The 22,695-nt window shown below is 41.4% G+C and carries 22 protein-coding genes and 1 riboswitch; of the genes, 19 read left to right on the forward strand and 3 right to left on the reverse strand.

The features are described 5' to 3' along the window. On the reverse strand, positions 1-882 hold an 882-nt coding region (locus tag H2672_RS15010; protein ID WP_222439418.1), incomplete at its 3' end, for a 2-hydroxyacid dehydrogenase. A gap of 242 nt (positions 883-1,124) precedes the next feature. On the opposite strand from H2672_RS15010, the gene H2672_RS15015 reads away from it, so the two are divergent. The 12 genes from H2672_RS15015 to H2672_RS15070 all read left to right on the forward strand — a co-directional run bounded on the left by H2672_RS15015 (position 1,125) and on the right by H2672_RS15070 (position 15,301). Then, on the forward strand, positions 1,125-1,631 hold the full coding sequence (locus H2672_RS15015; protein ID WP_186672725.1) for a tripartite tricarboxylate transporter TctB family protein: 507 nt from the start codon (positions 1,125-1,127) through the stop codon (positions 1,629-1,631). A 12-nt stretch (positions 1,632-1,643) separates the two neighbouring features. Further along, on the forward strand, positions 1,644-3,137 hold the full coding sequence (locus tag H2672_RS15020; RefSeq protein ID WP_186672727.1) for a tripartite tricarboxylate transporter permease: 1,494 nt from the start codon (positions 1,644-1,646) through the stop codon (positions 3,135-3,137). Between the two features lie 73 nt (positions 3,138-3,210). Beyond that, the gene (locus H2672_RS15025; protein WP_186672729.1) at positions 3,211-4,203 is read left to right on the forward strand and encodes a tripartite tricarboxylate transporter substrate binding protein; all 993 of its coding nucleotides are present in this window, start codon (positions 3,211-3,213) and stop codon (positions 4,201-4,203) included. Positions 4,204-4,284: 81 nt separating this feature from the next. Further along, on the forward strand, positions 4,285-5,817 hold the full coding sequence (gene garD / locus H2672_RS15030; RefSeq protein WP_370569669.1) for a galactarate dehydratase: 1,533 nt from the start codon (positions 4,285-4,287) through the stop codon (positions 5,815-5,817). A gap of 106 nt (positions 5,818-5,923) precedes the next feature. Then, on the forward strand, positions 5,924-6,856 hold the full coding sequence (gene kdgD, locus H2672_RS15035) for a 5-dehydro-4-deoxyglucarate dehydratase (RefSeq protein WP_186672732.1): 933 nt from the start codon (positions 5,924-5,926) through the stop codon (positions 6,854-6,856). A 9-nt stretch (positions 6,857-6,865) separates the two neighbouring features. Further along, entirely contained in the window at positions 6,866-8,335 is a 1,470-nt protein-coding gene (gucD, locus tag H2672_RS15040; protein WP_186672733.1) for an alpha-ketoglutaric semialdehyde dehydrogenase GucD, read from the forward strand. Between the two features lie 123 nt (positions 8,336-8,458). Next, positions 8,459-9,769, forward strand: coding sequence for an MFS transporter (locus tag H2672_RS15045; RefSeq protein ID WP_186672811.1), 1,311 nt, complete (start codon positions 8,459-8,461; stop codon positions 9,767-9,769). Between the two features lie 15 nt (positions 9,770-9,784). Next, positions 9,785-11,158: a glucarate dehydratase gene (gene gudD, locus H2672_RS15050; RefSeq protein WP_186672734.1), complete on the forward strand. Its 1,374-nt coding sequence runs from the start codon at positions 9,785-9,787 to the stop codon at positions 11,156-11,158. Positions 11,159-11,253: 95 nt separating this feature from the next. Next, positions 11,254-12,231, forward strand: a complete 978-nt coding sequence (locus H2672_RS15055; protein ID WP_186672735.1) for a 2-hydroxyacid dehydrogenase — start codon at positions 11,254-11,256, stop codon at positions 12,229-12,231. 25 nt (positions 12,232-12,256) lie between these two features. Beyond that, a complete protein-coding gene (locus H2672_RS15060; RefSeq protein ID WP_186672737.1) occupies positions 12,257-13,204 on the forward strand; it encodes an ornithine cyclodeaminase family protein in 948 nt (315 codons plus the stop codon). Between the two features lie 35 nt (positions 13,205-13,239). Next, positions 13,240-13,932, forward strand: coding sequence for a FadR/GntR family transcriptional regulator (locus H2672_RS15065; protein WP_186672738.1), 693 nt, complete (start codon positions 13,240-13,242; stop codon positions 13,930-13,932). 225 nt (positions 13,933-14,157) lie between these two features. Next, positions 14,158-14,272: riboswitch (SAM riboswitch) on the forward strand. 291 nt (positions 14,273-14,563) lie between these two features. Next, positions 14,564-15,301 carry a cyclase family protein gene (locus H2672_RS15070; RefSeq protein ID WP_186672739.1) on the forward strand — a complete coding sequence of 246 codons (738 nt, stop codon included), beginning with the start codon at positions 14,564-14,566 and terminating at the stop codon, positions 15,299-15,301. A gap of 471 nt (positions 15,302-15,772) precedes the next feature. Here the strand turns inward: H2672_RS15070 and H2672_RS15075 are convergent, their stop codons facing one another. Beyond that, a complete protein-coding gene (locus H2672_RS15075; protein ID WP_186672740.1) occupies positions 15,773-16,252 on the reverse strand; it encodes an immunoglobulin-like domain-containing protein in 480 nt (159 codons plus the stop codon). Positions 16,253-16,444: 192 nt separating this feature from the next. On the opposite strand from H2672_RS15075, the gene H2672_RS15080 reads away from it, so the two are divergent. Further along, positions 16,445-17,395, forward strand: a complete 951-nt coding sequence (locus H2672_RS15080; protein ID WP_186672741.1) for a hypothetical protein — start codon at positions 16,445-16,447, stop codon at positions 17,393-17,395. A gap of 123 nt (positions 17,396-17,518) precedes the next feature. On the opposite strand, the gene H2672_RS15085 is transcribed toward H2672_RS15080, so the two are convergent. After that, complete coding sequence (locus H2672_RS15085; protein WP_222439419.1) at positions 17,519-17,884, reverse strand: VOC family protein; 366 nt, start codon at positions 17,882-17,884, stop codon at positions 17,519-17,521. A 215-nt stretch (positions 17,885-18,099) separates the two neighbouring features. Here H2672_RS15085 and H2672_RS15090 point away from each other — a divergent pair, with 215 nt between their 5' ends. From H2672_RS15090 to H2672_RS15115, 6 genes are all read left to right on the forward strand, one after another. Continuing rightward, entirely contained in the window at positions 18,100-18,882 is a 783-nt protein-coding gene (locus H2672_RS15090) for a hypothetical protein (protein WP_186672742.1), read from the forward strand. 5 nt (positions 18,883-18,887) lie between these two features. Next, positions 18,888-19,658 (forward strand): hypothetical protein, encoded by a 771-nt coding sequence (locus tag H2672_RS15095; protein WP_186672744.1) that lies wholly within the window; start codon positions 18,888-18,890, stop codon positions 19,656-19,658. 2 nt (positions 19,659-19,660) lie between these two features. Continuing rightward, positions 19,661-20,029 (forward strand): GntR family transcriptional regulator, encoded by a 369-nt coding sequence (locus H2672_RS15100; protein WP_186672746.1) that lies wholly within the window; start codon positions 19,661-19,663, stop codon positions 20,027-20,029. Beyond that, positions 20,022-20,714, forward strand: coding sequence for an ABC transporter ATP-binding protein (locus H2672_RS15105; RefSeq protein WP_186672747.1), 693 nt, complete (start codon positions 20,022-20,024; stop codon positions 20,712-20,714). Before H2672_RS15100 ends, H2672_RS15105 begins: the two co-directional genes overlap by 8 nt. 84 nt (positions 20,715-20,798) lie before the next feature. Next, positions 20,799-21,722 carry an ABC transporter ATP-binding protein gene (locus H2672_RS15110; RefSeq protein WP_186672748.1) on the forward strand — a complete coding sequence of 308 codons (924 nt, stop codon included), beginning with the start codon at positions 20,799-20,801 and terminating at the stop codon, positions 21,720-21,722. Continuing rightward, on the forward strand, positions 21,691-22,641 hold the full coding sequence (locus tag H2672_RS15115) for an ABC transporter permease (protein ID WP_370569671.1): 951 nt from the start codon (positions 21,691-21,693) through the stop codon (positions 22,639-22,641). Before H2672_RS15110 ends, H2672_RS15115 begins: the two co-directional genes overlap by 32 nt. The last annotated feature ends 54 nt before the right edge of the window (positions 22,642-22,695 follow it).

A 22,695-nucleotide genomic window follows, 5' to 3' on the forward strand; every position in this document is an offset into this window, starting at 1 on the left:
GTTCAAAGTATCTCTTGTGCCAGCCCCTATATGAGGTGTCGCAATAATGTTATCAAAAGTTAATAATGGATTGTTTATATTTATTGGTTCTTCTGCCCATACATCGAGACCTGCACCGCCAATTTTATTAGTAGACAATGCCTCGGCAAGTGCATCTTCATCTACAATATTACCGCGTGAAACATTAATTAAAATAGCATTTGATTTCATTTGCGAGAATTCGGATGTACTAATAAGATGTTTCGTTTCAGTAAGTAAAGGGATGTGTATGCTAATAATATCAGAACTCTCAAGTACTTCTTGAAGTGATACAAATGTTGATTCAAGCTCTATTTCTAGTTCAGGACTGAGTTGGAATTTATCATAATAAATAATCTCAGTTCCGAATGCTTTAGACCTCTTCGCTGTTTCCTGTCCAATATTCCCAAATCCAATAAATCCATGTGTTTTCCCAAACATTTCATATGAAGATAGACGATGTTCCCACATCAACCACTTTCCTGATTTAGTAGCTTTATCAAGAATAGTTAACTTTCTATAGAGACTTAAAATCATTCCAATAGTTAGTTCAGCGACACCTCTTGCGTTTCCACCAGGCAAATTGCAAACTGGAATGCTTAGTCGTACAGCAGCCTTTAGGTCAATATTATCCAGGCCAATTCCTGTTTTTTGTACTAACTTTACATTAGTTGCACGTTCTAGCATATCTTCAGTCAGTTCAAATGTGCTTACTAGGAAATAATCCGCTTCGCATAACGCTTTTTCTTTCTGAGAAATGGACAAATCCTGCCAAAAAAGCAATTTAAAATCATTCGAATGACTTACTAGCTCATCTTTGTATTCTTGGGATACACTGTCGAAATAAATGATTAATGAAACCATATTGTATTCTCCTTTCAGAAGTGGTTATCTTACGCTGCCAAGTCTAACAAAAAGAAGTATAGAATTCTAGTGTTTATTGAAATTTCAGTAAATAGTAAGTTTGTAATTAGAAGGGTGGATAAAGGTATTTTAAAAAATATTTAAAATACGATTGACTCTAAAGTTTATTTGTCTTACAATAAGATTTACAAACAGACTTATTAGAATATTCCTTTAAGATGAGAGTGGAAGGGGAGAGGATATTGGTAGGGAAATATAGTGACGTCTTTTCAGGATTATTTTTGTTATTGATAAGCGTTGGCATGTTCACGGCAACATTTAGTTTTAAAGCACTTACAGTTAGTAAGGTTGGTCCCGACTTCATGCCCAAGATTATTGCATGTTTAATAGCGCTTGTCAGCATTGCGATCATTGTAAGCGCCTTCAATAAATTGAAAGAGAAAAAGTCATTAGAAATACAAACGGTGGAAGAGGAAACTTCTGTAACGGTAGAAGAATCGGAAGAGAAAACCTACTTGCCGGTTATCCTTTCTTTGGCATTGATGGTAGGTTATTTAATTCTCATGCCGTATGTTGGCTTCTTGATTATGACAGCCGTCTACTTATTCTTTCAGATGTATGTATTATCCGATAAAAGCAATAAAAGACTGGTGTTGTTCATAGTCGTCTCTATCGTATCTTCAGCAGTTACGTATTTCATATTCCGTTCAATATTTTATGTCATGCTTCCATCTGGAATTCTTGGCTAAGGGGGTAAAAGAATGATAGAAATGTTATTGGCCGGTTTCACCTCTGTAATGACAATTAAGATTATATTATTGATTGTCATGGGGGTTGCTTTAGGTCTTGTATTTGGTTCAATTCCCGGTTTAACAGCAACGATGGCTATTGCAATCTGTCTTCCCATTACATATGGAATGGATCCAATCGCGGGAATGTCACTATTAATGGGCTTATACATTGGGGGCGTTTCAGGTGGTTTAATACCTGCCATTCTTTTAAAATTGCCAGGGACGCCGTCTTCTATTGCGACCACTTTCGATGGATACCCGATGGCTCAAAAAGGTGAGGCTGGTAAAGCATTTTCGTTTGCAATTGTATCATCTTTTTTGGGAGGACTTTTAAGCATCATCGTTCTCATCATGATTGCTCCACCACTGGGTAAAATAGCCCTTCAGTTCGGTCCGTTTGAGTATTTTGCAATCGTTATCTTCTCTCTGACATTGATTGCAAGTCTATCAGGCGACTCATTGCCGAAAGGGGTTATGGCAGGGTTAATCGGAATCGGGTTTGCGATGGTCGGTTCTGCCCCAATCGATGCATTCCCGAGATTTACATTTGGATTTAGTTCACTTGATGCTGGATTTGACTTGTTGCCAGTTCTTATAGGATTGTTTGCAATTTCCGAAATTTTGTTAGTGGCAGAAAAGAAATATAAAAACAAGCTTAAAGTCGATATTAAAAATATAAGTTACAAAGTAACAATTAAAGAATATCTAGATCAAAAATGGAACTTCTTACGATCTAGTGTAATTGGGGTGGGAATTGGGATTCTACCAGGAATCGGTGGTGGGACGGCTAACCTAATTGCTTATGCTGCTGCGAAGAACGCATCTAAGACACCGGAAAAATATGGTGAAGGTATTCCGAATGGTGTTGTGGCATCTGAGTCCTCAAATAATGCTGCAATCGGCGGTGCACTTGTTCCGCTTGTGTCGCTTGGTATTCCAGGTGATACGGTTACTGCCATGTTACTAGGAGGATTAATTTTACACGGCCTTCAACCAGGTCCGTTGTTAATGCAAAATCACGGAGATGTCGTATTTGGGATATTTGCAGCTTTGCTAATTGCAAATATCTTTATGGCTCTCTTCTTGTTCATAGGTATGAAAGGTTTTATTCGGCTACTAAGTATTCCACAAAACATTTTACTGCCAATTATCATTACGCTTTGTGTTGTAGGGGCGTATGGGGTAAACAGCCGTTTGTTTGATGTAGGAGCGCTTTTATTTTTCGGGGTTCTTGGATACTTCATGGTCAAATTTAAATATCCATTGACGCCATTAGTTCTTGGTTTCATATTAGGACCGCTTTTAGAGACCAATTTACGCCGGGGACTCATGTTGTCACAAGGTGATTTTATGCCGTTTCTAACAGAGCCAATCGCCGCATTCTTCCTTCTAGTGACAGTTGCTTCACTAGGGCTAAAATTCTATAGTGGTTGGAAGAAAAAAAGGCGCCTAAAAGTCTATTAACAGATTTAACTTTAGCTGAATAATTGTTTCAATGAGATTCACCAAATAATGGGGGAAAATAGGGGGTATTTAGATGAAGAAAATGATTAAAAAGGTACTATTCGGAGCTCTTCTCGTTGGGGCTGTGGCTGTAATGGGGGCTTGTTCTGAAACTGTAGAGGGAACGGAGAAAGATTCGGGAGGAAAAGACTCAAGTTCTTACCCAACGAAACCAATTGAAATAGTTGTGCCAGCAGGCGCTGGAGGGGATACAGATCTTAACACACGTACGATGGCTAAGTATTTGGAGAAAGAATTGGGAACGACAATGATTATTACCAACGTGAATGCTGCGGGAGGAACAACAGGTACCAAAAAGGTACTTGACTCAAAACCGGATGGCTACACAGTGCTGTCTTACCATAACTCAACACTTATTAGTAAAATTCTAGGATTAGTTGATTATACGTATTCAGACTTTGATGTAGCGGGTATGGGTGTTATGGATAAAGGGAATGCGTTTGTTGTTAATAACAAATCGGAATTTAAAAGTCTTGATGACTTAATCGCATTTGCGAAAGAGAACCCTGAAAAGGTTACTGTGGCAACTGAAGTAGGATCGTTTACACATTTACAATTGCTTGCATTTGAAGCAGCGACAGGTACCAAGTTTAATATCGTAGATGTTGGAGGTGCTTCAGACAAAATTACAGCACTACTTGGTGGGCGAATCGATATTATCCCGACTCAACTAGGACTAGTTAACAGCTACGTTGAATCTGGGGATTTCAGAGCTCTTGGAATTATGTCTGATGAACGGTTAAAGGCAGCTCCGGATGTACCTACATTTAAAGAACAGGGCGTTGACCTTGTGATGGACAAATTCTTTTTCTGGGGCTTCCCGAAAGGAACTCCTGAAGAAATTGTAGATACATTTACGAAAGCATTGGAAAAAGTAGTTGCGAATGAAGAGTACCAAAAGGAAATGGAAGGCTTCATGGTTGAGCCTGTGTATTTGAATCCAGCTGAAGCAAATGAACTTATGGAGAAAGAGGATAAATTCTACACTGAATTGAATCCGCAATAAATATTTGCTCTGCCTGTGAGGTTTGCAGGCAGTTTTTTAAAATTACATCTATTAAACGTACCAATAGAAGGGATGATTTGGGTGGCGATCAAAGCTAATCTTGAAATTCCACTGTTCATTAAAGTAAATCAAGCAGACAATACTGCAATTATTGTTAATGCAGGAGGGTTGAAAGAAGGAATTGAATTTTCATGTGGACTTATTCTCACGGAGTTTATTCCCCAAGGTCACAAAGTGGCTTTGGCGGATATTGATACGGGGGAAGACATAGTTCGTTACGGAGAAGTCATCGGGTATGCACAAAGCCCAATAAAAAAAGGTGCCTGGATTCGAGAGGCATTGGTAGTTATGCCTACTCCTCCTAATCTGGATTCCCTTTCAATGTCCACTAATGTGGCAATCGTTTCTCCACTTGAAAAAGAATACACATTTTTAGGTTATCGCAATTCTGATGGAAGCGCTGGGACTAAAAACATATTGGGAATTTCTACGAGCGTTCAATGTGTAGCTGGTGTTCTTGACTTTGCAGTGAAGAAAATCAAGCAAGAACTATTGCCATCTTTTCCAAATGTGGATGATGTAATTGCACTAACTCACAACTACGGCTGTGGTGTAGCCATTAACGCACCGGATGCTGTGATACCAATCCGAACGATTCAAAACCTAGCGAAACATCCGAACTTCGGTGGGGAAGTCATGATTATCGGACTTGGTTGCGAGAAATTAGTTCCTCAGCGATTAAATGATGGAAAAGACGACGGTAACATTTTGTCGCTACAAGATGAAAATGGATTCGTTAATATGATTCAGTCGATTGTCGCAATGGCAAAGGAACGATTACAGAATTTGAATGAACGGCAAAGAGAAGTTTGTCCAGTTTCAGATTTAGTGATTGGTGTTCAATGTGGTGGCAGTGATGCGTTTTCCGGCGTAACTGCAAATCCAGCAGTGGGCTATGCAGCCGATTTGCTAGTAAGTGCAGGAGCTACCGTTCTCTTTTCGGAAGTGACTGAAGTGAGGGATGCAATTCACCTTTTAACACCTCGTGCTGCGACGGAAGAAGTCGGCCAGGCATTAATACGAGAAATGAAATGGTATGACGATTATTTAAGTAGAGGTGAAGCGGACAGAAGTGCAAATCCTTCACCGGGCAATAAACGCGGTGGATTGTCCAATGTTGTTGAGAAATCACTTGGTTCAATTGTGAAGTCGGGAACATCGCCAATCGTAGATGTATTAGCGCCGGGGGAAAAGGCGCGCAAGAAGGGCCTTGTGTTTGCGGCGACACCTGCAAGTGATTTTGTTTGTGGAACATTGCAACTTGCATCTGGTATTCATCTGCAAGTGTTTACTACTGGGAGAGGAACTCCCTATGGATTATCGATAGCACCGGTTATAAAGGTTTCCACTCGAAATGCGTTGCAAGAGCAATGGCACGATTTAATTGATATTAATGCAGGGAAAATTGCTACGGGTGAAGCGACGATTGAGGATGTTGGCTGGGAAATCTTCAATGACATTCTTGAAGTCGCCAGCGGAACGAAAAAAACATGGGCAGATAAATGGGGAATCCATAATGACTTGGCCTTATTCAATCCTTCGCCGGTAACATAAACGCCATTTTCAGAACATATCAAAATATCATTTGACAGACTAATCCAATTGTCTTACAATAAGACATATAGAAACTAATTAACTATTATTGAAGGGTGGATTTCACATGACAACAAAGAAAAGACAGGCACCGAAAGGTATTTTAGGATTCCCAGTTGCTCCAATGGATGCAGAAGGCAAATTAGATTTACATGGATTAGGAAAGAATATTGAGTTTTTAGTCGAAAATGGTTTGTCTTCCGTTTTTGTAGCATGCGGAGCAGGTGAACTACATGCAATTAGCAATGAAGAATACAGATCAATGGTAGAAGTCGCCGTAGAAAAGACAAAAGGTAAAGTTCCTCTCTATACAGGAGTAGGAGGAAATATTGCGCATGCTTTAGAGCAGGCAAATATTTCCAAGGAACTAGGGGCAGAAGGATACTTGATTTTACCACCGTATTTAATCGATCCATCTCAAGATGGTATCTATAACTACTTGAGTACGATTATTGAAAGTACAGATTTGAACGCAATCGTTTATCAGCGTGACAATTGTATTTTGGAATCACAAACATTACAGAAATTATGTGAATTACCACAGCTTGTTGGCTATAAAGACGGCGTTGGAAATATGGAACTGAATGTCGAGTTTACACATCTAATCGGGGATCGTCTTGAGTGGATCAACGGTATGCCTTTGGCGGAAGTAACAATGGCTGCCTATGTGAACCTTGGATTCACTTCGTACTCATCAGCGATCTCAAACTATATTCCACATATTTCAGCGAAGTATTATGAAGCGCTTCTAAGTGGAAACAAAGAAGTACTGAATGAACTATATGAAAACGTGATATTCCCGATTCATCGTATCCGTAAACAGAAGAAAGGCTACGCGGTTTCTTTAATCAAAGCAGGTATGCAAATTGTTGGCCTCCCAATTACAACAAATGTTAGGGCACCAATCGCCCCTGTTGAAGAAGAGCATTATGAAGAGCTAAAGGTAATTATTGAAAATGCATTGAAGAAATATCCTGCTCATGCAGAGACAGTACAATAGGAGGCAATTATGACTACTACAACTGAAGTGACAACAAAAACGTATTTAAATTATATTAACGGCGAATGGGTTGCCTCTGAAACAGGAAAGACAGGGGTAAGTAAGAATCCTGCGCGGAAAGATGAAGTTGTAGGATCTTATCAACTATCCTCAAGTACTGATTTCGATAAAGCCGCATCTTCTGCACGACAAGCTCAAAAAGCATGGCGCAAACTTACTGGAAACGTACGGGGCGACTATTTGTTGAAAGCTGCTTCTATTATGGAAGAACGCATCGATGATATCGCGACTGCAATGACACAAGAAATGGGTAAGACATTCCCAGAAGCAAAAGGTGAGACTGCACGCGGAGTAGCTATTTTACGTTACTATGCTGGCGAAGGGATGAGACCGGTTGGTGACGTAATTCCATCTACAGATAGCGAAGCACTTATGTTTACAACGAGAGTACCACTTGGCGTTGTTGGAGTAATTACTCCTTGGAACTTCCCAGTAGCAATCCCGCTTTGGAAAATGGCTCCGGCTTTAATTTACGGTAATGCAGTTGTTATTAAACCAGCGAGCGAAACGGCTATTACATGTGCAAAAGTGATTGAGTGTTTGCATGATGCAGGGATTCCCGCAGGTGTAGTCAATATGGTAACAGGTTCCGGTTCCCTTCTTGGACCAGAGATGGCAAGTAATAAAAACATTGATGCAATCACGTTTACAGGGTCGAATACGGTTGGGAAATCACTGGCTCAGACAGCTGTTGCAAGAGGCATTAAATATCAACTTGAAATGGGTGGGAAAAATCCAGTAATCGTAGCCAACGATGCAGATCTTGACTTGGCGGTTGAAGCGACGATAAGTGGTGGATTAAAATCATCAGGACAAAAATGTACGGCAACAAGCCGTGTCATCGTTCAAAAAGATGTCTATGACGAATTTAAAGAGAAACTTCTAAAAAAGGTTGCTGAAATAACTGTCGGTGACGGCATGGATGCAGGTACGTGGATGGGTCCAAGCTCAAGCCAAGGTCAGTTGGACACAGTGCTGTCCTATATTGAAAAAGGGAAAGCAGAAGGTGCTAACCTACTCTTTGGTGGGAATGAAGTAGTCGGAAAAGATGGATTGAACGGGTACTACGTGGAGCCAACAGTATTTGAGGGCGTAACTTCTAAAATGGTGCTTGCACAAGAAGAGATTTTCGGACCAGTTCTTGCACTTATGAAAGTGGATACGATGGAAGAGGCACTGGAAGTGGCAAATGACTCGGAATACGGACTAAGTGCTTCAATTTTCACGACGAAAATTAGTAATATGCTTTCATTCATCAATGAAATGGATGCTGGTTTAGTACGCATTAACGCAGAAAGTGCTGGTGTCGAACTTCAAGCTCCTTTCGGCGGCATGAAGCAATCTAGTTCCCATTCACGTGAACAAGGGCAAGCTGCAAAAGAATTCTATACGTCTATCAAAACAGTATTTATTAAATAAGATAAGTCAGGAGGAGTTATGCGATAAAAAGCTTAACTCCTTATTTTTCAAAAAGAGCAACTGAGCTTTCATTTTTTTCTTTCTATGAAAGGAAGTAAATGAGTGGGGAAATTCACTGGAATCATGCAGTATAAAAAGAATCGTTTTCGATATAAAATTATTTTTATGGTTTTCATTGTGACAGTGATTAGTTACGCGGATCGTTCCATATTGTCGATTGCAGGTAATAGTATCGCCATTGACCTAGGGATTAATGAAATCACGATGGGCTACATTTTTTCTTCTTTTAGTTGGGCATATGTCATCGGACAAATTCCAGGCGGACTGTTGATAGACAAGTTTGGAACAAAACGAGTGTATGGCAGCTTGATAATATTGTGGTCGTTGCTATCGTTATTGCATGGTGTTATTGGATTTATACCCCTTCACTTTGCAGTACTATCATTATTTATCTTGCGATTTTTTATAGGATTGATAGGCGCCCCTTTATTTCCTGCAAATTCTAGGATTGTAGCTGAATGGTTTCCGATGAAGGAACGGGGATTTGCAACTGCTACTTTCACTTCAGCACAATACTTTGCCGCCGTGCTCTTTGCCCCACTAATCGGATGGGTTTCATATTCTTATGGCTGGGAATATGTATTCTTTCTTTTAGGATGCATTGGAATCGTGTGTGCAGTCGATTGGTTAAGGAATTATGATCAACCTGGAAAGCATCAATGGATTAGTGCTGATGAACTTGAATTTATCAAAAGAGGTGGCGCGTCCGTTTTAGGCAATGAAAAAACGGATAGTGGACGTGAAAAACGTGTCGGTTATAAGCGTCCAGTTTTCCAATTGTTACGCAATCGCATGGTTGTCGGAGTGTACGTTGCACAATATTGTTCAACCGTTATTACTTTCTTTTTTCTTACGTGGTTTCCGGTATACCTTATTACGGAAAAGCAAATGACTGTTTTACAAGTCGGATTCATTTCCATATTTCCTGCACTTGCCGCTTTTATCGGGGCTTTAACTGGTGGGGTATTTTCCGATACATTGATTAGAAAGGGTTATTCTCGGACGATCGCAAGAAAAATTCCGATTATCGCTGGGATGCTCATTTCAATGACTATTATTAGTGCCAACTATATGGATTCGATTGTCTTTGTCATTGTTATTATGTCTTTTGCGTTTTTTGGAAGAGGTTTCGGAGGATTAGGCTGGGCGATTATTTCTGAAACATCGCCAAAAGAAGTTGCGGGACTTAACGGTGCATTATTCAATACATTTGGTAATGTAGCGGGTATTACTACACCCATTATAATCGGTTACATTTTACAAATTACTGGTTCATTCAATATGGCGCTATTATTTGTCGGTGTGAATGCATTCATCGCCATATGCTGTTATTTATTTGTCGTTGGTGAAATTAAGGAAATAACAATTCAGTAATTGGAGGGGCTATTTATGTTAACAGAGACTGCGGGAGAACGTACAAATACGGAGGGGAAAAAGTCAAATACTCCGAAGGTCGTAAAAATGACTGTAATTCCAGTAGCAGGTCACGATAGCATGTTGTTGAACTTGAGTGGCGCACATAGCCCATTCTTTACGCGAAATATACTTATTCTCGAAGATAATTACGGGAATAAAGGCGTAGGAGAGGTACCGGGCGGAGAGGCGATTCGCCAGACGTTAGAGGATTCAAAGCCATTCGTAATTGGTGAATCCGTCGGTACATATAACTCGATATTAAATAAAGTTCGAAAACAATTCGCTGTCCGGGATGCGGATGGGCGCGGTGCACAAACATTTGATTTACGAACGACAATTCATGTTGTCACGGCTATTGAAGCGGCATTATTGGATCTACTAGGGAAGTTCCTAGATGTACCTGTCGCGGCATTGCTTGGTGAAGGTCAGCAGCGCAGTAGTGTGGAAATGCTTGGTTATTTGTTCTATCTTGGTGATCGGAACAAAACGGATTTACCTTATCTAAGCGATTTGAACGCCAAAGATGATTGGTTCAGACTGCGGCATGAAGAAGCATTGACGCCTGAATCGATTGTTGCACTTGCGGAGGCGGCCTATGAACGCTACGGCTTTAATGACTTTAAACTAAAAGGCGGAGTGCTTTCTGGAGATGAAGAAATGGCAGCTGTGACAGCGCTTGCAAAACGTTTCCCGGAGGCGAGAATTACACTGGACCCAAATGGTGCCTGGTCATTAGAGGAAGCCATTCGACTTTGTAAAAACCAACATGATGTACTTGCCTATGCTGAAGATCCATGTGGAGCGGAAGCCGGTTATTCTGCACGCGAAGCAATGGCTGAGTTCCGCCGCGCTACTGGACTTCCAACGGCTACCAATATGATTGCAACAGACTGGAGACAAATGGGTCATGCGATTCAGCTTAATGCTGTTGATATTCCGTTGGCCGATCCGCATTTCTGGACGATGCAAGGTTCAGTTCGTGTCGCACAAATGTGTAATGATTGGGGATTGACGTGGGGCTCGCACTCGAATAACCATTTCGACATTTCTCTTGCAATGTTCACGCATGTTGCTGCAGCTGCACCTGGAGAAATCACGGCGATTGACACGCATTGGATTTGGCAAGATGGTCAACGCTTAACAAAAGAACCGCTTCAAATTAAAAGTGGGAAAATCGAAGTTCCATCTGCGCCTGGCTTAGGTGTTGAAATTGATATGGAGCAGATCGAAAAGGCCAATAAACTCTATATCGATCAAAAACTTGGCGCTCGTGATGACTCTATCGGTATGCAGTATTTAATTCCAGAATGGAAATTCGATAATAAACGGCCTTGTTTAGTCAGGTGACTTTGAATCGATAGTATTCTACTATATGGAAAGTATATGGGATAGGCCAGCGGGAAACGTTGGTCTATATTCCGTTTTAGTAAGGAGGAAATTCGATGGAGCATAAAGTGATTGTTTATAAAAAAATAGATCCACAAGTTTTAGATTATCTTCGAACAACGTGTCAGGTCGTTTACTTTGAGGAGCTAAATGAATATACATATCCACAGTTTAAAACACATCTCCAAGATACGCATGCACTTCTAGGATCTGGTTTAAAGGTAGACGATGCGTTACTAGCACAATCTCCGCAATTGAAAGTTGTAAGCAACGTTTCGGTCGGATACGATAATTTGAATTTATCATTGCTGACAAAACGAAATATAGTGGCAACAAACACGCCAGGTGTTTTGAATGAGACAGTAGCGGATGCAATGTTTGGGCTATTACTTTCGGCTGCAAGAAGAGTTCCTGAATTGGATGCCTACGTTAAGCGGGGGGATTGGAATCAGCAGCTTGGGGAGGAGTTATTCGGAACGGATGTTCACGGAAAAGTGATTGGAATTGTGGGAATGGGCGGCATTGGGAAAGCAATTGCTCAACGGGCGAGATTTGGATTTGGTATGGAGATCCTTTATCATAACCGCAACCGTGATGTGGATGCTGAATCGACTTATGACGCGCAGTATTGTAGTTTACCTGAACTTCTAGAGCGCTCTGATTTTGTCTATAATATGGTGCCACTCAGTGATGAGACAAAGAATTTATTTGGTGCAGCTGAATTTAAATCGATGAAGAACAGTGCCATCTTCGTAAACGGTTCACGTGGTGCTGTCGTGGATGAAGAAGCTTTGCATGATGCATTGGTCAACAAAGAAATAGCTGGGGCTGGTTTAGATGTTTATAAGCAAGAGCCAATTGATCCGAGTCATCCATTGTTGAAGTTGTCAAACATCGTTACGACACCCCATATCGGATCAGGGACAAAGGAAACGAGATTGAAAATGGGGATGCTGGCTGCGGAGTCCGTTTTAAAAGTGTTTGCCGGGGAAACACCATCTAACGTATTGAACCCTATAGAAATAGTTAAGTAACGCGATTATTTTGAGGAGGTTGGCTATGCATTTTATTGACGAACAGGAAATTAGAAGTCTTATCTCGATGAAGGATATTATCGATACAATCGAAGAGTATTACATAAACGATGGAGAGAAGAAATCCTTTGTCCCCGAACGATTATTCATCAATGATGATGACAATTCGGCGCTATTAATGCCTTCTTTTTATGAAAATTATTATGGGGCGAAGCTGATTGGTATCGCTCCAGGCAATGCTGCAATCGGGGAAGCTACGTTAAGGGGCATCTTCTTGTTGAATGAAAGGAAGACGATGAAACCACTTGTCGTTATGGATGCCAGAACGATTACCGCTATGCGGACTGGTGCAGTCAGTGGATTGGGTATGAAATACTTGGCATCGGATGAAACGGAGACCATTGGCATTATAGGCACTGGCGATCAAGGGTGGAGTCATTTACAGGCGGCTTGCGCTGTAAGGTCAGTAAAGAGGCTTTTAGTGTATAATCGTAGTAAGGAAAGACTCGATAAATTTATAGAGAAAGCGAAGAAGGAGTTTCCAACTATTCGATTTGATAGTTCAGATCCTGCGAGCATTGTAAAAGAGGCACAAATTATTATTACAACGACGACATCAACAAATCCGGTTATTCCTTACGACGGGCAAGTTGATTTGACTGGAAAGCATTTCGCAGGTTCAGGTGCATTCAAATCATTTATGCAAGAGATTCCCGACTCAATCATCAAAGAAGCAGATCATCTATTCGTCGACACGCATGCAGCATTTTCCGAATGTGGAGAAATGATTAACGCAAAAAAGTTTGGCCACAGTGAAGAGACAATCCCGGAGTTGAAAACATTGGTTCAACAAGGTGAAAATGAAAAGATGAAACAAAAAGTAACTGTTTTCAAATCGGTAGGTGTATCTATTTTTGATATCCTAACAGCTAAGCTGATCTATGAGAGATATCAAAGTCTGGTTGAAGTTTAAAGTGTCCTTGGAAACATAAGTAAAGGAGGGTTGAAATGAAAGAATATAAAATGGACACTGTCCGTAGAAGCACCCTCTCGCAACAGGTGTTAGAACAAATTGTTCAGCTATTAATGAGTGGGCAGCTGAATCCGGGGGATAAATTGCCTCCAGAAATGAATTTGATGGAACAATTTGACGTTAGCAGGCCTGTACTGCGGGAAGCGCTTAGCTCTTTGGAGACCTTGGAAATCATTACGAGAAGGCCGCGCGGAGGTACGTTTATAAATGATAGGGTCGGAAGTAATCCATTCAAGGTAATGCTCGCGCTATCCATTAACAATGTTCCTGCGATCATTGAAGCACGCATGGCGTTAGAGTTGGGGCTTGTCACGATTGCAGCCGAGAAGATATCGGATGAGCAACTCGAAAAGATCAAAGAAACAATTGAGAGCATTCAAGAAAATGCCGATAGTGATTATGGTCGTTTAGATAAGGAATTCCACAGATTGATTGCACAAAGCGCCAACAATCCAGTCGTCGAAGGAATGATAGATTCCCTGCTCATTACGCATGAGAAAACAGATAGCTTAATCACTTATCGAGAGCCTGATATTACAATAGAGCATCACTTAGCCATCTATGAGGCGTTGAAAAAAAGAGACCCGTACGAATCATTCACACAGATGTACAGGCATTTAAGCTATGTTAGAAAGAAAATAATGGCAGACTATAAGGAAAAACAGTAGCAGCGAAAAGTTGGTACATACTTATGAGCTTTTTTGTTTGTCTAACTTGTCCGAGGGAAAAAGATGTGACTATATATGTAGAACAAATGAATGCCTATATAAACTGAGCGAAGGTACACTCAATGGGATTCTATATCGCGATATAAATAGAAAGTTTTATATATTCTATGTTGACAATCCATTCAGAAACATGTATTGTACTATTTAACAACTAAATACGTAACTTTCTTATCCAGAGAGGTGTAGGGACTGGCCCGATGATACCTCAGCAACAGACTTGTAAAAGTACTGTGCTAATTCCAGAAGCTTAAGTGTAATGCTTAGGGCTTGTAGATAAGAAGAGCAAAAAGCGATTATGCCAAAACCTCTTCTTGAAATTTAGAAGAGGTTTTTTTGTTTCGTCTAGGCTCCGGGCGCCAGATGCTAGGGTCATAAGCTAAAGCTACTCTGCGGCAAAGAACGCCGCCACGCATCTTCATCTTATGCCTGTCGCGGGCCTACAGGAAGTAGGTCATGCAGTCGTTGCCACAGGACGTGGCGGATTTAGACTGTGTAGCATTATTCAGGCGCCCTTCGCTTTTGTTCTTTCTGGAGACTAAAGTTACCTTCAAAAGATGAAGGGAGAATTATTATGTCAAACGAATTAATCGATGCAATTGCTTTGTTAAAAAAGAAAGAATGGGTCGATTTAACACATACCTTTGGACCCGAATCACCCCATTTTTCAGCATTTGATGCAGCAGAGTTTACGACATTATTCGATCATGATGATGGTTTTTTTGCACAGAGTTTTAAATTTGCAGGACAGTATGGGACACATATTGATGCACCAATTCACTTCGTACGTGAAACAAGATACCTGGATGAATTGGGTTTAAAAGAATTGGTATTACCGCTTGTGGTCATCGATAAATCGAAAGAATCCGATGCAAATCAAGATTTTACATTAACTGTTGAAGATATTCTGAAGTTTGAAGCCCAGCACGGACAAATTGAGGCAGGTACATTTGTAGCACTACGCACAGATTGGAGCAAACGCTGGCCGGATAACGAGGCTTTTTGCAATAAAGATGCCGATGGGAATAACCGTATACCGGGTTGGGGTCTTGCTGCTTTGCAGTTTTTATTTGACGAAAGAAAAGTGAAAGCAGTTGGTCATGAAACATTCGATACGGATTCAGCCATAGACTTTCAAAAGAACCAAGCTCTGCTAGGCGAATATTACGTTCTTGAACAAGATACCTATCAAATTGAGCTATTAACAAACTTGGATAAAGTGCCTGCAAAAGGCGCAGTCATTTTTAATATCGTCCCTAAGCCGGAAAAAGCATCGGGATTCCCAGTCCGCTCATTCGCGATACTGCCATAAAAAAAGAGTCCGCTCATTTGCGCTCCTGCCGTAAGAAAAGAAAGAAGGTCCGCTCATTTGCGCTCCTGCCGTAAGAAAAGAAAGAAGGTCCGCTCATTTGCGCTCCTGCCGTAAGAAAAGAAAGAAGGTCCGCTCATTCGCGCTCCTGCCGTAAGAAAAAAAAGAAGGTCCGCTCATTTGCGCTCCTGCCGCAAGAAAAAAAGAAGGTCCGCTCATTTGCGCTCATGCCGCAAGAAAAGAAAGAAGGTCCGCCCATTCGCGCACCTGTTGTAAGAAAAGAAAGAAGGTCCGCTCATTTGCGATCCTGTTATAAGAAAAGAAACGGATTGGCGTCAACGCATCATGGCAACAAACTGACAGAAGAGCAGCAATGTGAAAAATTGGAATTCATAGTGGGCGTGGCGAAGGAAGTTTGGGGATAAAAACTGATAAACCGGAACAAGGCTCATATGCTTTGTTCCGGTTTATTTATTATTCCACTGAAAACAGCGCGGCAACGGATAGTTCGTGCATTGGCTCACCTGTTGAAATAAAGGTTTTCACAAGACGGTATTCACCTGGAATCAGTGTCACGCCGAGTGCGTCGACCGAAAAAGTCTGGTTTGTTTTACTGCCAGCTGACAACATATTTCCATAGTCTTTGAAAGACGGGTTTTTTAAGAACACGGCATCTGAGTAGGTAATCATATACCACTGGTCATCTTTATTTACTTCTATATGATAAAACTCGCCTAACTGGTAATCGGATGAGCTGTCGTTTCGCACAAGCGTCTTAATGACGGGAGGCGAACCGATGAATGAATCTTCGTCCAATACAAGAGATAAACCTTCTTCTGATGAAAACATTTCCTGATCGGGCACGGGATCAGGCAGTGTAGAAACTGCTGGTTCTATCCCGCAGGCGGAGAGGGGTAGTATAAGAACAATTGCAATGGACAGTATTTTTTTCATGATGGACATACCTCCACTTCTAGCATATACCTTTGAGGGGGGGGATAAACCTTGATTGAAATCAATAAATAGCTGTGGATAAGGTGATTCCTCTGACGATTAATTAGGTGTTATCCACATGTGGGTAAAATATAATGTGTAAATGAAACTTCATCCAATTGTTTTCGTATAACAGAGAAAGGGGTGGAGTCAATGAGACAGGAAATACAAGAACGACAAATGGAATTGACGATGATACGCACTGAGCGCGACCGGGTGACAAGGCGTCTTGGGGGCGCGGAGGTAAAACTTAAAGAAGCTATTATCCAACGTGATAACTTGCATGAAAAACTTACAAAAGAACAACAGGATGTAGTAAAGCTTGGTAAGTTTTCTTTTATGAATAAGATAAGTGAGTGGACAGGCAAGTGGGATGAAAAAATGGAGAAGGAGATTTCAGAAGCAGCAGATGCGGAGCTCCATTATAATGAAGCAGAAAAAGTAGTGAAGGACTTGGAAGCGGATGCGGTCCGATTACGTGATGAGATTAAAAATCCAGACTTCGACCATATCGAGGAAGAGTGGGCGGACTTTCTGAAGGAGAAAGAGACGTGGATTCGATTCAATGACACAATTGCGAATGGTACGCTACAAAAGATAGCAGATGATAGAGTAAGACTGCGTTCGATGCTGCGTGAAATTGACGAAGCTTGCGATGCGGGTACCAAGGCAAATCGGGCACTCGATGCGGCGTTGGAGAAGCTTGGGGCGGCAGAAGGATTGTCGATATGGGATACGTTCCTTGGCGGTGGCTTGCTGGTATCGGCTCTTAAATACTCCGAAATTAATAGCTCTGATGATCTTGTCCATCGCGCGCAACGTGCCCTTCGCCATTTTGAGACGGAACTGATGGATGTCCAAAATGCCGCGACTGAATCATTCACGGTGAACAAAAATGACATCTTTACATTTACTGACCTGTTTTTCGATAATATTTTTTCAGACTGGATGATTCATTCACGCATTACAGGCGCGAAAAGTAAGCTGAACGGTGTGCTTCAAGATGTGCGCAAGGTTCAAGACCGACTTGCGAGAAAGCGTGATGAATTGCTACATGAACTGGAACGATTGGATGTGCAAGAGAGGGAGATTATTGAAGCGTAATGGAGTGACAGGGTAGTAAGGGGGGGGCATGGAACTGACCCGGTAAATTATAGATTCAAATCAAAAACCTCATTGTGCATCCTTTTGCATAATGAGGTGAAATTTAAATGTATTATACACTTTTTATTCAAACGCTAAAAACTCTATACGGTTGCCAAAAGGGTCATGTGTAAAAAAGCGAGAACGTCCTTCGATTGGAGGCTCTTCACTAATCTCATAATCAGCTTCTTCCAACCGTGATTTCAATTGCCTAAGTGAATTCACCGTAAATCCAGGATGCGCTTTTTTCGCAGGCATGAAGTCTTTCTGGATACCGATATGCACTTCTTGTGAGCCACAAAGGAACCAACAACCACCGCGTCCCGCCAAATTTTCCGGTTTTGGAATTTCCTTCATACCAAGCAATTCCCCGTAAAACTTCCGTGCTTCATCTTCAGACCCGGGCGGTGCCGCAATTTGGATATGATCAATGCCTGTTATAATATCCAACACTCCTTTGAATGTGATATTTCCAGTATAATCCTCATTGAACCATCGCGCTAATACCCTTTTCCATTACTATGGCATAAGAAAACCTTATCGACTTGGTTGAAAGTAATTTGATTTAATGATCGACTAAACTTATCCCAACAAATCCCTTTACAACTTCTTTGCATATAGTGTACCATGTAGCTAATACACTAATACGAAGAGGGGGTACGCTGATGAAGCAGTGGAATGGATTGTTGAAGAAAGAGTGGGTAACGATGAAGTGGCCATTACTTGTTAGTGCGGTACTTGGGATCATCGTAATGTCATTTGTCCCACATCTGTTAGTAAACTTTATTGGTATCAAAGCACATGTCTTTGAAGTGGCGCTTGTAATCTGTTTCATTTGGGCGGGTGCAAGTGTGTTAGCACCGGTTACTGCATTGTTTATAATGTTGGAAAGAGAAATGAAACGTCCAGATGTATGGTTTCATTCGACGGCTTCCATTTTTAAATTGGTAGGAGTGAAAGCACTTTTTGCAACCCTTATTGGCGCTGTGGCATTGTTAATTCCCACAACGGTTCTTGCGATTCAACACGTATTATTCAGCTCGACAATGGCTACCTTTGATGATTTACTTTTCTTTGGAAGTATTTTTATCGTCATAATTTTCGCAGTATCGATATCATTTATGAGTATCGGGTTTTTCTTCTGGGTCATTGACCGACTGATGAAACCATATATAAAGGGATTCTCAATTGTTGCAACAATTATAATATTCCTTGTCGCGTCTCGGCAATATGCTCTATTTGCCCTCTCCGAACTATACGAGAAACTGTTTTTAATTGGTCCTATTGATTTAATGAAAGTCAAAAATCCGAAAATCAATGTGGATTTTATTTACTTCGACCATACCGAAACATTTTTTTACACGGGTGAAATTCTATTTGATGCTTTCTTTACAGCCGCTATATTCATCATTGCAGCCGTCCTTTTTGAGAAGAAAGTGAGGTTGTAAACCATATGAAAGTTTGGAAAGGTTTATTGCAAAAAGAGTGGGCGCAGATGAAGTGGAGACTGGCCATCTTTGTTTTAATCAATAGTCTATTCCTTTCTTGGGGTGTGGATCGCGTGGTTTTTGGGCTGTCGGAAGGGTTCCTTACTTCTATCCAACCGATGATTGGACTTTTTTTTCTCCTTCACGTAATCATGGCGGTATCATTGCTTTTCCGTAGCCTAGGAAAAGACATAAGACGGCCGGATATTTGGCTTCATTCCCCCGCGTCGATGCAACAGCTGATTGGCGCAAAGTTTTTACTAATACTCTTGGCAACAGGCTTTTCGCTTTTGTTGTGCGGGATGGTTGTGGGTATCTCCTATTACGTAGGCGAAGGAGCTATATCCATTGCAGACAATTTGTCTTTATGGCTACGTGTGGGTGTTGTTATATTATTGAACGCCCTTTATGTCATGGCACTCGTTTTTTTCTTCTGGTCCATTTACCAAGTATTCCGTTCTTGGATGGGTTGGTTCTCGATTGTCGTCGTTATTATCTCGGTGAACATATGGCTCTATGGATGGGCACTTGTCTGGTTTACGCAAGTATTCCAGACAGTCAAGGAAATGATGCCTATGTATGGACCGATTCAGCCAATGGAACTCTTAATGCTTAACAATTATATTGTCCCAGGCGGAACGATTTTAACAATCGGTAGTCTTGTCCTTTACGGTATGATGACGGCACTCTATTTTGTTGTCGGGTCAATGTTGTTCGAAAAGAAAGTGAGGTTGTAATGATGGGCATAGATTTTCTTCCAGACAAACCAATTTATCAGCAGCTCATCGACCTGATTGCAGGCGAAATTATTCGGGGAACGTTGAAACCAGGGGAGAAATTGCCATCCGTTCGTGATTATGCAGTTGAAGCCGGTGTGAATGCCAATACGATGCAACGCGTCTATAAGGAGCTGGAGCAGATGGAAATCACTGAAACCAAGAGGGGGCAGGGATCTTTCGTAACGGAAGATGAAATGAAGATTGCTATGCTTCGTAATGAAATGAAGGAACGGCTTGTGACGTCATTCATTCAAAGTGTTGAAGCGCTTGGTTTTACGAAGTCTGAAATGCTGCAGCACCTACAGGAACGGGGTGGAAAAGATGATTGAACTGAAGAATATAACGAAAAAGTATGGCCGCAGGAAAGCGCTTGAAGACCTGACACTTTCTTTGCCACAAGGGAAAATCATAGGGCTTGTCGGAGAAAATGGGAGTGGAAAAACGACGCTGTTGAAACTGATTTCTGGGTTAGTGACACCTGATTCGGGAAGGGCGGCGTTCAGCGGAAGTCGCATTACGCGTAAAGTGGCAACCAATATTGCTTACATGCCAGATGCAGACCTATTCTATCCATATTTTACGGTAGGTCAGCTGATTGAGTTTTATGAATCTCAGTTCATTGATTTTAATCCGGCGAAAGCCAAAGAAATTGCACAGTTTCTAAATTTGTCTCTTGATTCAAAAATAAAAAATTTGTCGAAAGGGAACCGCGGACGCGTTAAAATTGCAGTGACTCTTGGGCGTGAAGCTGATTACTATTTGCTGGATGAACCGTTCTCCGGACTGGATCCGATGGTGCGTGATGATATCGCCAAAGGGCTTATCCGTTTTACTGATCCGGTGCGGCAAACGGTCCTCCTGTCGACGCATGAATTAAAAGAAGTGGAACCATTGCTCGATGAAATCGTAGTACTAAGAGGGGGACGGATAATCGCACATGAAGCGGTTGACGTAATCCGTGATACGTATGGGAAAGACGCTACTTCTTGGATGGTGTCGTTGTTTAGGGAATAAGTAAAAAGTATTCAAATTGAAATGATGTCTAGGCGCCAGGCATAAAACGGCGCCTTGCGCTTTTCTATAGGGAGGGAAGTTGACATGGAAATGAAACCAGTAGTGGAATTGAAGAACTTATCGAAAACGATAGGCAAGAAAAAGATTATTGACAACTTGAATTTATCGTTGTATCCGGGGCAAATCACCGGGTTCCTGGGTCCGAACGGGGCAGGGAAAACGACGACGATTCGGATGATGGTTGGCTTAATGGAGCCGTCGGGCGGGGATATCGTCATCGACGGAAAATTACTCGCTGATGATTTTGAAGTTGGGCTTTCCAAAGTAGGTGTTATCGTTGAAAACCCGGAAATGTATAAGTTCATGTCCGGCTATAAAAACTTACTGCATTTTGCGCGTATGCACGACGGTGTTACAAAAACACGAATCGAAGAAGTCATTAACCAGGTAGGTATGCAAAACCGTATACACGAAAAAGTATCGACGTATTCACTGGGAATGCGGCAACGGCTAGGGCTTGCGCAGGCGATTCTGCATCGTCCGAAATTTTTAATTCTCGATGAACCGACGAACGGACTGGATCCAGCGGGTATCCGCGAATTCCGGACGTATCTCAAGATGATAGCAGAAAAAGAAGGTGTTTCCGTTTTCGTTTCTAGCCATATGTTATCTGAAATTGAGCTTATGTGCGACCGGATTGCGGTCATTCAGAATGGTAAATTGGTTGATATCCGGGAAATGTCTGAAACGCAAGAATCTCACTATTATATTGAAATATTCCCGACCGAAACGGCAGAAAGTCTGCTGAAAGCTGAAGGATTCGCTGTAGAAGCGCATAACGACGGATTTATTATCAAAGCAGAAAAAACGCAGATTCCAGGACTCGTTCAGCAAATTGCGGCGAATGAGATGCAATTGTTTGCGGTTCATCCGCATCGCAAGACGCTTGAAGATCAATTCCTAGAAATGACAGGGGGTGGCCAGATTGCTGAGGCTCATACAAAATGAATGGATGAAACTGTGGAGTAAAAAAGGGACTTGGGTTATGACGGGTCTACTCGTTTTGGCGATTTTAGGGATGTTTGGTCTGACGAAATGGGTCAATACAATGAATAATTCCGAAGAACAAGATTGGAAAATGTCTGTTCAAAATGAATTAACCTATGTGAAAGAAGACTTGAATAATCCTGAACTTGTGAAGAGCGAAAAGGAACGGATAGAGGGCAAAGAAAAAGTTCTTGAATACCGCCTTGCGAACTCAATTGAACCGCTAAGCGAAACTGGCAGGGAAAAAATGATTATGGGTTCGAGCGGTATCGGCTCCATCGCTGTTTTACTAACGGTCATTGTTGCTGCGGGAATTGTCGCGTCTGAATTTACGCAAGGGTCAATTAAAATGTTGTTATCTCGTCCCGTAAAAAGATGGAAAATATTAACGTCGAAATATGTGACGGTTATTTTATTCGGTATTCTTCTTATGCTCGTCGGTTTCATTGTTTCTATACTTGGCGCATTTATCTTCTTCCAATCGGGCAATGGGCAAGAACTCGTTTGGAATGGTAAAGAAGTCGTAGAAGTTTCTATTTGGGGGAAAGGGCTTTATATGCTGCTCCTGTCATTTGCAAATGTATTTGTAACAGCAACGTTTGCATTTATGATTGGGAGTGTCTTCCGTTCCAGTTCACTCGCAATCGGGTTGTCGTTATTCATCTACTTTATGGGGTCGACATTGGTTATGCTCCTGGCGAGATATGAAATTGTGAAATACATTGTCTTTACGCATATGGATTTGACGATTTATGAATCGGACTTTCGGATTGTGGAGGGTATTACAATGCCATTTTCACTCGCCGTTCTTGCGGTTTATATCGTGATCTTCCTATTTATCAGTTATACAACATTCATAAAACGAGATATAACCGCATAACATACAAAAAGCCCTCCGATAATGGAGGGCTTTTGCGTGTACTTATTTATGGCT

Origin of the sequence: Sporosarcina sp. BP05 (genome assembly GCF_014282005.1) — a bacterium.
Lineage (GTDB): Bacteria > Bacillota > Bacilli > Bacillales_A > Planococcaceae > Sporosarcina.